At 55.2% G+C, this 13527-nt stretch carries 7 protein-coding genes; all 7 read left to right on the forward strand.

Going from position 1 to position 13527, the window contains the following annotated elements; all coding sequences use genetic code 11:
• Nucleotides 1-5 precede the first annotated feature (5 nt).
• Entirely contained in the window at nt 6-3557 is a 3552-nt protein-coding gene (locus U6G28_06565; GenBank protein ID WRS29197.1) for a helicase-related protein, read from the forward strand.
• Nucleotides 3554-6397: a DUF1156 domain-containing protein gene (locus U6G28_06570; GenBank protein ID WRS29198.1), complete on the forward strand. Its 2844-nt coding sequence runs from the start codon at nt 3554-3556 to the stop codon at nt 6395-6397. The genes U6G28_06565 and U6G28_06570 overlap by 4 nt, the downstream gene beginning before the upstream one ends.
• A gap of 3 nt (nt 6398-6400) precedes the next feature.
• Entirely contained in the window at nt 6401-7513 is a 1113-nt protein-coding gene (locus U6G28_06575) for a PDDEXK nuclease domain-containing protein (GenBank protein ID WRS29199.1), read from the forward strand.
• A 21-nt stretch (nt 7514-7534) separates the two neighbouring features.
• The gene (locus U6G28_06580; protein ID WRS29200.1) at nt 7535-10945 is read left to right on the forward strand and encodes a DUF499 domain-containing protein; all 3411 of its coding nucleotides are present in this window, start codon (nt 7535-7537) and stop codon (nt 10943-10945) included.
• A gap of 8 nt (nt 10946-10953) precedes the next feature.
• Entirely contained in the window at nt 10954-12345 is a 1392-nt protein-coding gene (locus U6G28_06585) for a Shedu immune nuclease family protein (GenBank protein ID WRS29201.1), read from the forward strand.
• Nucleotides 12346-12350: 5 nt separating this feature from the next.
• Nucleotides 12351-12812 (forward strand): DUF3644 domain-containing protein, encoded by a 462-nt coding sequence (locus U6G28_06590; protein WRS29202.1) that lies wholly within the window; start codon nt 12351-12353, stop codon nt 12810-12812.
• Nucleotides 12813-12936: 124 nt separating this feature from the next.
• Nucleotides 12937-13416: a hypothetical protein gene (locus U6G28_06595; GenBank protein ID WRS29203.1), complete on the forward strand. Its 480-nt coding sequence runs from the start codon at nt 12937-12939 to the stop codon at nt 13414-13416.
• Nucleotides 13417-13527 lie beyond the last annotated feature (111 nt).

Consider the following 13527-nt stretch of genomic DNA (forward strand, 5'->3'; position numbering starts at 1 on the left):
CGCTTATGACAGACCCTGGTTTGACGCTTGAAGCGTTGCGTGCTGGGCAGCGCCTTCGTGGTTTGGTGCCGGGCCAGACGGTCACTTTGGTGGCAGTTGATCCGGTGGATGATGAGTTGTTCGAGGTGTTCTATCGCGATGACGCTGGGCGTAGCGGGGCCCGCGCGATCACGAATACTGAGGTGGCCACTTTCGAGATTGCATCTGATTCCGATTCTGCTCCGGCGTATGACGCTGATCCTGACGAGTTCCGTCTCGCGGCTGAGGCATTGCGCATCAAGTACGCCGCACTGTACGACCCGATGGCGGCTGTCAACAGCTCTGATGTTGATCCCTTGCCGCACCAGATTCGCGCTGTGTATGAAGAGCTGCTTCCGCGCATCCCGCTTCGTTTCTTGCTGGCGGATGATCCTGGTGCTGGTAAGACGATCATGGCTGGCTTGTATCTGAAAGAGCTGATCCTGCGTTCTGATTGCGAGCGAGCGATCATTGTTGCCCCTGGCGGTCTGGTTGAGCAGTGGCGTGAGGAGCTGTCTGAGAAGTTTGATCTGCGTTTCGAGGTCTTTGGCCGTCAAATGGTTGATGATGCGCAGGGTCGTAACGTCTTCGCTGAGCATCCGTATCTGATTGCTCGTATGGATCAGCTTTCGCGCAGCGAGGACCTGATCGAGCAGCTCGGTGAGGTCACGTGGGATGTTGCCGTGGTGGATGAGGCTCACCGCATGTCTGCGCATTACTCATCGTGGGCGGGTGAGGTTGACGAGACCAAACGGTTCCGGCTTGGACGGCTACTGTCGGAGACCGCTCACAACTTCCTTTTGATGACCGCAACCCCGCACGCGGGTAAGGAAGAGGACTTCCAACTGTTCATGTCCTTGCTGGATCGTGACCGGTTTGAGGGCCAGTATCGGCAAGGCGTTCACCGCACCGATACGCATGGTTTGATGCGGCGCATGGTCAAGGAAGACTTGTTGACGTTCGAGGGTAAACCGTTGTTCCCTGAACGCCGCGCTTACACGGTTGAGTATGAGTTGAGCGATGCGGAGCGGGATCTGTACGAGCAGGTCACTGACTATGTCCGCACCGAAATGGGGCGAGCTGACAGGATTGCGCAAGAGGGCGATAAGAAGCGCGGCAACAACGTCGGATTCGCGCTCACCGTGTTGCAGCGGCGTCTCGCGTCCAGCCCTGAAGCGATCCTTCGGTCCCTTGAACGACGCCAGCAACGCCTTGATTCAAAGCTGCGTGATATGCAGCGAGCTGCTGAAACGGCACGCCTAACTGGGCAAAAGCCAGCCATTAGGTTTGATGATCCTGATCTTCCAGCGTTCTCGGCGGAAGACTTTGAGGACTTTGATGAGGAAACCACTGAGGAGGAACGCGACCAGTTCGAGCAGCAGATAGACCAGGTTGTCGATCTAGCTACCGCCGCGCGCACGATTCCTGAGTTGAAGGCTGAGATCGCGATCCTTGATGAACTCATCAAAGTTGCGCGCCGCGTTCGGCTCCAGGACGAGGACAAGAAATGGGTACAGCTCCGCACCATCTTGGATGAAAACCTCTTAGACCAGGATGGCTCTGGCGAGTCACGCAAGATCATCATCTTCACCGAACACCGCGACACCCTGGACTACCTGCAATCCAAGATCGCAGCGCAGTTTGGTCGCGCTGACTCCGTGATCACGATTCATGGTGGTACGCGTCGTGAGGATCGCAAGCTCGCGCGTGAACGCTTCACTCACAACCCAGACACCGTGGTCCTGTTGGCCACAGACGCTGCCGGTGAGGGATTGAATCTTCAGCGTGCTCATTTGATGGTGAACTATGACCTGCCGTGGAACCCGAACCGGATCGAGCAGCGCTTTGGTCGTATCCACCGTATTGGTCAGCGCGAGGTCTGCCACCTGTGGAACATGGTCGCTAAAGACACTCGCGAAGGCGATGTGTTTACCCGGTTGCTGTCGAAGATTGACCAAATGTCGATTGCCTACAACGGCAACCTCTTCAACGTCCTGGGCGACGCGGACGCTTTCCAAGAACGCTCACTCAAAGACCTCCTGATCGAGGCAATCCGCTACGGCGACCAACCACAGGTGAAAGCCAAACTCGACCGCATCATCGACTCCAGCGTCTCCAAAGGCCTGAACGAGATGTTGAAAGAACAGGCACTCCACCCCGAAATGTTCAGCGCGCTCGACCTTGACGAAGTGCGAACACGCATGGAGAAAGCACGCGAAAGGCGACTACAACCCGGCTACATCGCCGCATTCTTCGTCCCCGCATTCGAACGATTGGGTGGGCGCATCCGCAAGCGGGAGAAGGGACGCTACGAGATCACCCGCGTCCCGGCACGAGTCATCGAAGTAGCACGACGCCTCAACCGTTGGGCACCGGTCGCTGATCAGTATGAGCGCATCACTTTTGACCTGTCCAGAATGCACCCCGAAGGGCTCACTGACGCAGCACTCATCGCGCCTGGCCATCCGCTTCTTGACGCGGTAATTGAGGCAACCATTGACGATCTGGGTCCAACGCTCAAGCGAGGCACCGTGCTGGTTGATCGTCGCCCAACACAAGGCGTGGAACCGATGCTGATGTACAGCGTTGAGGAACGTATCGAGAATTCCGATGCCGACACAGTCTCACACCACTTTGACTACCCATTATTGGAGCAGGACGGCAACATCATTCTCACGGCAGCTCCGCCATACCTGGACTACGACAGGCCAGTCGAAGAGGAGAGGGAAGCTATCGCAGAGGTGGTCTCCTCCGATTGGGCACAACAAAACCACGACAAACAGATTCGAGGATGGTCCTACCGCAAAGGACTTCTCCCACGCTTGGAAGAAATCCGGGCACGCCTCGATGCTGAAACCGCACGCACCCGGACCCAGGTCAAGGATCGCCTACTTGCGGAGATCAACCACTGGGACCGCGAACACAACCGCCTCGTAGTCCTTGAACGCGGCGGCGCCATTGGCAGGTTGCGTGCCGATACGGCTTTTGCGCGTGCCCGCCAACTCGACCAACGGCTCGACACCAGACTTGAACAACTCGACGAAGCACTCAACCTGGTCGCAGTGCCAGCCGTGATCCGAGGAGCCGCGCTAGTCATCCCAAGCAACGCCATCCAGACCAGTGATGAGCATGAGTCTTCAACCTTCGCGAAGAACACGGAAGAAGTAGAACGCCGAGCCGTTGACGCCGTTCTCGCAGCCGAACTGGACCTTGGACGCCAACCAACCGAGATGCCGCACAACAACCCCGGCTACGACATCCAGTCAATGGATTCCAACGGTTTCATCCACTACATCGAAGTCAAAGGCCGCATCGAAGGCTCAGACACCTTCACCATCACCACCAACGAGATCACCTTCGCTCAAACCCAAGGCGACCGCCACCGACTAGCCCTCGTAGAAGTATCAGCCGACGGCAAGGACCGCGACCGGATTCGATACGTCTCCGACGCTTTCGATCACCTAGAACCATCCGCCACAACCCGTTCCTACAACGAAGTCTGGCGAGACTACTGGGATCGCGGAGGACCACCACGATGAGCCAAAACACTGACAACCAGAACACCGAAACTGAGAGAAATCCCTTGACAACAACACCCAAGAAGAAACTAATCGAAGTCTCACTGCCACTCGAAGCAATCAATGAAGAGACTCGACGCGAAGGGACGATTCGCCAGTCGAAGCCTGCTTCTTTGCATCACTGGTGGTCGCGTAAGCCGCATGTCAACGTACGGGCGGCGATATTCGCCCAACTTGTCGATGATCCGTCGGCTGATCCTGACAGCTTTCCGACACCTGAGGCTCAGGCAATTGAAAGAGCGCGACTCCATGATTTGATGGAACGTCTTTCCAAGTGGGAGAACTCCGGCGATAAGGGTCTAATGGAAGAAGCTCGCAATGAGATTCGGAGGTCAAACGGAGGCGACTTGCCAGCAGTACTCGATCCCTTCTGCGGTGGAGGGATCATTCCCCTTGAGGCTCAACGCCTCGGGCTCGAAGCACATGCCTCCGACTTGAATCCGGTCGCCGTTCTTGTTACGAAGGCACTCGTCCAGATTCCGCCTCTGGTGAGCGGCAAAGACCCTGTGTTTCCCGATTCAGCCGCCGCGGCTATGAGCTGGAGCAGAATGGAGGGTTTTGCAGAGGACTTGAGTCGCTATGGATCGCTACTCATCGAAAGAGTATGGGCGAAGATTGGCCATCTCTATCCGACAGTAACCACCCAAGACGGAAATGAGTTAACCGTTATCGCATGGAAGTGGGCGCGGACTGTGGTGAGTCCGAACCCAGCGCACCCAATAAGGACGCCGCTCGTCAGTACCTGGTGGTTGAGCACAAACAAAGGCAAAGAGGCGTATATCGTGCCTGAAGTTCGTGAAGGAGTCATCGAGTACTCCATCAGTCGCGACCCTTATGGTCCCAAAGGGGATGAGGATTGGACCATAAAGCATGGCAAAGGTGCGAAAGCTGTCGGTGATGCGACTCCATTCTCATACGACTATGTAAGAGAAGAAGGCATGAGCGGGCGAATTGGATATGACCTCATCGCAGTCGCGGCGAAAAGCGAAAGTGGTCGGGCGTACTTCGCCCCGTCTGAGAGAGATAGGGAAGCCGCGAGTGTTGTGCGCCCCCAATCTGACCTCGATATTGGCATGTCAACGGATTCCCGGTGGTTCTCACCTCCAGCCTACGGATACACAAGATTTTCTGATCTATATCTACCGCGCCAGCTGACAATGCTCACTGCCTTCAGCGATACCGTCGCGGAAGTGCGTGCTGAAGTTTTACGCGACGCTACCGCGGCCGGATGGGAGCAAGGAGAAGCACTTGCCGACGGCGGAAGCGGCGCAGTTGCATACGCTGACGCTATCGCTACCTATCTCGCGATGGCGGTTGACAAGCTAGCCGATCTGAACAACTCACTCTGTTCTTGGGAACCAAAGGCACAGTGTCCCAAGCACATGTTTTTCGGCCAAGCCATTCCTATGGTTTGGGACTTCGCTGAGGCAAATCCTTTCTCGGGTGCGTCTGGTTCTCTTCAGGTAATTCTTGAAGGCATGGTTCGAGCGCTAAGGAATCACTCGTTTTCGATCGGCGACATACCTGCCGGTGGCGTTAGTCAATCTGATGCAGCCTCACGCGACTATTCGGGATATGCGGTCGTGACTGACCCACCCTATTACGACATGATCAGCTACTCTGATCTGTCCGATTTCTTCTACACGTGGCTCAGGCGTTCACTAAAAGATGTCTATCCAAACCTGTTCCGCACCATGCTCACTCCGAAGTCTGAAGAACTCGTCGCCAACCAGTACAGACATGGTGGGAAAGAAGAGGCACGTCAGCGCTTTGTCAATGGATTCAACGACGTGTTCCGGCGCATCCGTTACGCCGCAAATCAAGATGTTCCACTCCTCATCTACTATGCGTACAAGCAGAAAGACGAGAATGGCAAAAGCGGTTCATCGAATGGTTGGCATACGCTCCTCGACGGATTGATTTCAGGCGGCTGGGAGGTGACTGCAACATGGCCGATGAGGACGGAACGCGCAGGAAGACTTACGAGCCTAGGCGCGAACTCTATTGCTTCGACGATTTTGCTGGCTTGCCGACCACGCACAGAAGGTGCGGTTTCCACTACTCGAAGAGTGTTTGTGGCTACGCTCAAGGAGAGCTTGCCTGATGCCCTGCGCAAGCTTATGCAGGGCTCGATTGCACCTGTTGACCTGGCTCAAGCCGCAATTGGTCCGGGCATAGCGGTCTTCTCCGCGTTCGGAAGTGTGCGTGAAGCAGATGGATCAGACATGAGCGTAAAAGATGCGCTGTTGCTGATCAACGCAACGCTTGATGAGGTGCTTGGCGAGCAGGAGTCCGATTTTGATCCGGATACTCGGTTCGCTGTGAAGTGGTATCGACAGTATGGCTGGGGTCAGGAGAACTCCGGTATAGCTGATCAGTTAGCTCGCTCTTCCGATACGTCGATTGGCGCTCTTGAACGTGGCGGCATTTTTGAGGCAAAGGGTGGTAAGGCATGTCTCTTGTCTCCGTCTCAGCTTGATGGTGATTGGGACGCTTCAGCGGATGAGAGTGTGAGCGTGTGGGAAGCGACGATCCGCCTTGCAGGGGTGATGGCGAAAGATGGTGCCGACAAGGTTGCTGAGTTGTTACCGCAGGTGCAGACGCGCGTCAATCTGGATGCTGTGAAGGAACTGGGTTTCTTGCTGTTCCATGAGGCGGAGAAGAAGAAGGACACGAAGGATGCGATCCTCTTCAACGGCTTGGTGAGTGCTTGGGGTGACGTGAACGAGCAAGCGCGTAAGTATGCGTCAATCCCTCGTTCTACCCAGGAAGAGTTTGATTTCGATGAGGACGGTGATTAGGTCATGACGAAGAATCCTGGAGAAGTGGAGATTGGTGCCGCGGTGTGGCACCAATCTGGTGACGCTGTTTCTCCGTTCCGTGCCATCGCGGAGTCTGTCAGCGCCAAAGGCGGGGATCTCGTAGATCGAGTGTCTGCGCTTATTGATCAAGCCCAATCGTTTGCTGCTGCACAGGTGAATGCGACGTTGACGTTGCGGAACTGGTACATCGGGCGGATGATCGACGTCGAAGTGCTAAGAGAAGAGCGCGCTGGCTACGAACAAGAGATTGTCGCAACACTGGCGCGACAATTGACTAATGAGTATGGGCGAAGCTATAGCAGGGCAAACCTCTACAGAATGATGCAGTTCGCGCGTGAATTTCCCGAAGCAGATATTGTCGCAACGCTGTCGCGACAATTGAGTTGGAGCCACTTTCACGTGCTCCTGCCCGTTAGGACAGACGAAGCGCGATCCTTCTACATCAAACAGGCGGTCACCGCTCACCTCAGTGTCCGCGCGTTGCGGGAACTCATTGGTCGGCAAGGCTTTGAGCGCAAGGAAATTGCGAACGTTCAGACTCGTGGCGGGGTAGTTGTTCCAGCCGATAGTTTCCGCGACCCCTATCTGCTCGACTTCCTGGGTCTGAAAGATGCTTTTGCTGAAAAGGACCTAGAAGAGGCAATCCTCCGGGACGTTGAGTCATTTCTACTTGAGGTGGGCAACGGCTGGGCGTTTGTTGAACGACAGAAGAGAATGACAATCGACAACGATGATTTTCATCTCGACCTATTGTTCTACTCCCGACCACTAAGGCGGCTGATTGCCATCGAGTTGAAGGTGGGAAGGTTCAAGGCTGCCTTTGAGGGGCAGATGAAGCTCTACCTCAAGTGGCTAGACCGGTACGAGAGGCTCGACGATGAGGAGCCACCGATTGGACTCATCCTCTGCACCGAGACCAGCAGAGAGCAAATCGAGCTACTTGAAATGCACAAGGACGGGATCGTTGTGGCGGAGTACTGGACTGCGCTGCCACCTAAGGCTGAACTTCAGGCACGCATCCAGAAGATCTACCAAGAAGCACAGGAACGAGTCGCCAGGCGACAACTCGCAGCGACAGATGACGATGATGAGTAGCAGGGACTTAGGAGAGAAACAATGGCGATGAACAACCGTGATCGGGTGGGCAAGGCGTTTGATCTGCTCTCCGAGGGGCTAGAGCCTGAAGTCGATGAGGTGATGACTCAGGCTTACAACACGGCGGAGTGGCCTGATGAGTGGGCTCAGGCGGATGCACGCAAGCGTGGCACTAATCCGTGGGTGATGAGCAAGAGTGACGTCCAAGTACAGCTCAGGGCACTCACTGAGCAGGGGTATCACTTCAAGGATCGTTTGTCGCGGGCTCAGCAGGGTTTTGCTTCTGAGTTGCGAGATGCCCGTAACCGGTGGGCGCATGGGGATGCGTTTAGTTCGGATGATGCGATCCGCACGCTGGACACTATTGAAAGGCTGCTTCAGGCGGTTGATGCTCCGGATTCGGCGGCGGATGTTCGCAAGATCCGTATGGATCTTCAGCGCACGGTGTTTGAGGATCAGACTCGCCAGCAGGTCAAGCGTACAAAGGTGTCACTTGAGCCGGGTACGGGTTTGCGTCCGTGGCGTGAGGTGATTCGGCCTCATGATGATGTGGCGCGTGGTGAGTTCACGGCATCAGAGTTCGCAGCGGACTTGCACCTGGTTCACACTGGTAAGGCAACAAGCCCGGAGTATGGTGATCCGGTTGAGTTCTTCTCCAGAACTTACCTGACTGAGGGTCTTCGCGATCTTCTATCCAGAGCGATCAAGCGACTGAATGGTGAGGATGGGGCCAGCCCGGTAGTCAATCTGCAAACCAACTTTGGTGGCGGCAAGACCCACTCGATGCTCGCGCTCTACCACTTGTTCGGTGGCACACCGGCGAAGGATTTTCCGCAAGAGGTCCAGGAGCTTATCGCTGAGAACGGCAAGCCCGATCTAGAACATCTGTCCGTGAAACGTGTCGCACTGGTGGGTACTTATTTAAAGGCGGGTTCACCGATCCTGAAGGAGGATGGTACCGAGGTTCACACTCTTTGGGGTGAACTGGCGTGGCAGTTGGGTGGTCGTGAAGCGTACGACTTGATCGCTAAGGATGATCTTGCTGGAACTAATCCTGGTGAAGCCTTGCGGACTCTGTTCCTTCGGTACGGTCCGGCTTTGATTCTGATTGATGAGTGGGTGGCTTATGCTCGACAACTCGTGACGGACAAGGACCTTCCAGCGGGTTCATTCGATACTCAGTTCACTTTCGCGCAGTCGCTCACGGAGATAGTGCGTTCTGTTCCCGGTGTCATGCTGGTGGTTTCGATCCCCGCTTCAGACACTGGGGCTGACGGTCAAGGCTCTGATATTGAGATTGGTGGGGCTAACGGGCAACTCGCTTTGGAGCGGCTCCAGAACGTGATACGCCGTGTGGCGGACCAGTGGCGGCCGTCGAGCAAGGATGAGTCTTTCGAGATCGTTCGTCGCCGTCTCTTCCAAGCTCCCGATGCGGAAGGGCTGACGACGATCTCGGCGGTTGCCCGTAGTTTCGCGACCATGTATCGGAATAACACTAATTTGTTCCCTCGGGATGCTGCGACACCGAACGATGACTATGAGAAGCGCATCCGTGCCTCGTACCCGCTGCACCCAGAGCTGCTTGATCGTCTTTACGAGGATTGGTCAACCCTGGAGCGTTTCCAACGAACCCGTGGCGTATTGAAGCTCGTGTCTTCAATCGTCCACGAGCTGTGGGCTTCAAACGACACGTCGCCGTTGATCCTTCCGGGCAACGTTCCGTTGGATGCGACGACGGTGAACACGGACCTGACCCAGTATCTAGAAGACCAGTGGAAACCGATCATCGAGTCCGACATTGACGGCACCGGTTCAACTGCTCAACAGATTGACCTTGACCGGCCCAATCTGGGACAGAGGTTTGTCACCCAGCGCATCGCTCGCACGATCTTCATGGGGGCTGCACCACGAATCAAGAGCACACGCAAAGGACTGGATAAGCAAGACCTGTGGCTCGGAACCGCAGTACCCGGCGATGTCCTGGGCAACTTCGGCAGCGCAGTAGAGCAACTCGCACAACGCTCCACCTACTTCTACGAAGAGCAGGGGCATTACTGGTTCGACACTCAACCATCGGTGACCAAGACAGCCAACGATTACGCAGAAAGGCTGCGCGAAGATCCTGAGCTGGTGTGGAACGAGATCAGCCGACGCCTTCACGGCGAGGAGCGTTCCCGAGGTGTGTTCGACCGGGTCCACGTCGCTCCCTCATCATCTGCTGACATCCCAGACCTTGAAGACACCCGACTAATCATCGCCCATCCACGCCACGCGCGACGCAAGCAAGACGGGGCGGATTCCGCCACTCATCAATGGGTGAAAGAGGCGATTGAGAGCAAAGGTGCGAGCCAACGCATTCACCGCAACTCGCTGATCTTCCTGCTCGCGGACAAGGGAGAACTTGAAAGCCTCGAAGCTGCAACACGTAGTTACCTGGGATGGAAAAAGGTCCAAGCTACAAGTGACAGCCTGAATCTGTCAGCACAACAACGTAAGCAAACAGACGACTGGGTATCACGACTGGATCAGACCGTCTCTGATCGCATCCGCGATACTTTCGTGTGGGCAATGTATCCAGAACAGTTCGACCCAACCAAACCATTCGAGCTGATAGCGGAGAAAGTGCCCGACTCAGGCGGCAACTCCATAGCAGAACGAGTCAGCGCGAAGCTCTCCCGAGAAGACCAACTCATCACAGAACTGGGAGCAGCAATCCTGGGTGCAACCCTGCACGAGGAACTAGGAACCCATTGGCGCGATAGCGGAGAAATCAGCGTCGGGGAACTGTGGGGATACTTCACCCGATACACATACCTCCCCAGACTTGTCCGACGCAATGTTCTCGATGGTGCAATCGAGCAATCACTAGACTCCGTGTTGGTGGACAGCGAACGGTTCGCAATCGCAACCGGCAAAGACATAGAGACCGGGCGATACCGAGGGCTGATTGTCCCTCCAAGCCCAAATCACTCAATTCAGGTCACCGACAGCACACTGCTTGTAGAGGTTGAACGCGCCCAAAAGCAGATCGAAGCAGACCTAGCCGAGACCATGCGGCAAAAGGCTGAACTCGGTGAAGCATTGGATGGTGGCGGAACAGCGTCGGTGGGTCCCGTGGATTCGAACCGGACTGACTTCTCCGTGACACATTCAGTGGACGAAACGCCATCAGTAGTCGAGACACAGATGGAAGCAGTCCTGCGACGATTCTTCGGATCAGTCAGGATCGACTCTGACCGGTACGCGCGCGACATCGGCAACGTGACACGCGAAGTCATCGACCGACTCGCAGGAACGGGAGCCAAACTCGAAATCGCCATCGACATCCAAGCGACCAAACCAGAAGGATTCGACGAAGCAGAGATCCGCACCATCGGAGAAAACGCACGCACCCTCAAGTTCGATCCCAGCTCCGGATTCGACGAAAGCTGAGGTCGCCGGTGGCAAGATTTGGAAACGACCAGACAAATGTCGGTCGCCTTGACATCCGTTCGGAGGACGAAGATGGATGGATCAAGGCTCACTTCATTCCGTCCGAGTTGCCGCAGCAAAAACTTACAGCACGCAAACGCTTGGCTGGTGGCGTGGAACTCTTGGAGTTCAACTCCAAGACAGGCATCCTGAAGATCCATCCCATCAACACGCTCTCAACCCACAGCGACTATCTCGGCCCAAAATACAATCAGATACGCACACTCATTCTGGAGACGCAACTTCTGGACGACTACTGCGATGACCTCGATCTGGAGTTGATTCTTGAGATGCTGCCAAAAGGGTTTGTAAAAGACTACGCGTACGGCTTAGGGCTCCTCAAGGACTGCAACCGACTAATTCGATTGATCGAAGACAACACATCCTGCGACGAAATAGTCTTCACCAACGGTGACAACGTGGCTATCAACAACACAACCTTCCACCTTGGCCTTGCACGATTCGCAGAAATCTGGAGGGAGATCCGCCGGATCAATGACCGGGGTAACAGGGCTGCCAGTCGAGTAAAAGATGTCTTCGTTCACAATAACCTTGCCGCTCCGCTCGGCCTCACTGCTACGGAGTTTTCGCTCGGTCGACACCCAACCTCACGCTTGATTGCAAAGGCCGCCGATGGCACCGAGGAACTAAGCAGTTCGGAACGTGATGAGCTGATCGGCACGATTACCTCAGAGTCTACAGCGATTGCCGAGAGTGCTCCCCAGAAGTTTCAGCAACTTAGGCGCGATATAGAACTTGTCAGTCTTGATCGGCTCATTGAGTCCTATGCGGATGCGCTGGAACAGAACAGGCCAGAGCAATACTGGCAGTCATTCTTCGACGACAACACATTCGCACTGCAACAGGTTTTCGGAGCCCCGATGGTCAGTGTCCGCTCTGGTGCTGCTGTCGGAGGTCGAGGTTTCTCGGGCAGCGGGGAGAAGATCGCCGATTATTTGGTGAAAAACTCTCTGACCAACAACGTTGCCCTCGTCGAGATCAAGAAGCCAACAACGCAACTACTTAGCAACCAAGAGTATCGGCAGGGTGTGTTCGCCCCGTCAAAGGAGTTGAACGGCGCGATTACTCAAGTGCTCGATCAGGCCTACAACCTGACGAAGACTTTCACGAACCTAAAAGAAAACTCACGACAGTGGGACCTGGAGTCCTACGCCGTTTCTTGTTTCGTTGTTGCTGGACGCACACCCTCGGCCAATGACCCCGAGAAACAGAAATCATTTGAGTTGTACCGAGCCAACTCTCGCAGCGTGACCATCGTGACCTACGACGAGATCCTCGAACGACTCAAGATGCTGCGCGACTTCCTTGCGGCACCAGCGACTCCACAAGAAGAGGGGTAGCAGATATGCCACGTCCCGCTGCATGGCGACACACTCTCGACGAAGCTCGACGCCAAGCCCTCGTTGCTATTGACTTCTACAATCGGCCCGGTGATCGGCGTAGCTTTGCCGACTTTATTGTTCACATTCACCTTGCGTGGCAAAATCTCCTGCACGCAGATCGAATGCGCAGAAAAGCTGAGATCTTCTACCGGGAGAATGACAAGCGACGGACGTTCAAGCGCAATCCTGATGGATCAAAGAAGACATGGGATCTGAATCAGTGCTTGAAGTACGAGTTCAAAGATGGCGACCCAGTTAAAGCGAACCTTCTGTTTTTCATTGGGTTGCGCAACCACGTAGAACATCGATTCCAGGATTCTGTCCTGATGGCTACTGCCGCTGAAGCCCACGCTTGCATAATCAACTTTGAGACCGAGCTCGTTCGTCGATTTGGTAGCAACGAGACACTGGGGGGCGGAACTTAAGTTCCCGGTCTTCATTCAGTCTCTAAGCCCATCGCGATATGAAGAACAACGAAACCTCCGGCGGGCACTGCCAGGGAATGTCTCTAGCTTCATCAGCGAGTTTCAAGCCGAGTTAGATGACGATGTGCGCAGTGATGAACGCTACGCTTACAGGCTCCTCTTGGTACCCATGAAAGGACCGAAGACAGAAGCAGACCTTGCTCTCAACTTCGTCAGACAGGACGATCTGAGTGAAGAAGAAATGCAGGATCTTCTCGGACAGCAAGGAAGCGTGATCGTGGCGGAAAAGTACCGCGAGGCGATCCATGGAGACGAGATGCTTCCGGGGGCTGTAGCCGACGCAGTTGAACGGCGTCTTCCGTTTCGATTTACAGTCAATGACTTCACTACCATCCGGAAAGCCTGGGAAATTGGACCAGCCAAGAGCGGAGACAAACAACAGCTTCCCAAGTCAGATGGCTACTGTTTGTACTCTCCCGCCTTCAGCAAGTTTGTCTACCGTCCGAAGCTTGTCGGCCGGATCGTCGAGGCTGTGTCCACCGAGGAGAAGTATGAGGCTCTCTTAGGGCGTCCTCCAGTCAGCAAGACAACACCCAGGAAGTGATCTATCGTTGACGCGACTGGGCGTAGCTATTGTCGTTCTCTTCACTGAGTCCGTATTCGCACGTAGTCGCTTCATCCCTTAGATGCAGCGCGCATTTGTCGACTCTTGAAG

It is taken from the genome of Actinomycetaceae bacterium MB13-C1-2 (genome assembly GCA_035621235.1).
Classification (GTDB): domain Bacteria; phylum Actinomycetota; class Actinomycetes; order Actinomycetales; family Actinomycetaceae; genus Scrofimicrobium.

Coding starts and splice junctions, on each gene's coding strand:
- U6G28_06570 (WRS29198.1), top strand. CDS start 3,554: ATGAGCCAAAACACTGACAACCAGAACACCGAAACTGAGAGAAATCCC.
- U6G28_06590 (WRS29202.1), top strand. CDS start 12,351: ATGCCACGTCCCGCTGCATGGCGACACACTCTCGACGAAGCTCGACGC.
- U6G28_06580 (WRS29200.1), top strand. CDS start 7,535: ATGGCGATGAACAACCGTGATCGGGTGGGCAAGGCGTTTGATCTGCTC.
- U6G28_06565 (WRS29197.1), top strand. CDS start 6: ATGACAGACCCTGGTTTGACGCTTGAAGCGTTGCGTGCTGGGCAGCGC.
- U6G28_06575 (WRS29199.1), top strand. CDS start 6,401: ATGACGAAGAATCCTGGAGAAGTGGAGATTGGTGCCGCGGTGTGGCAC.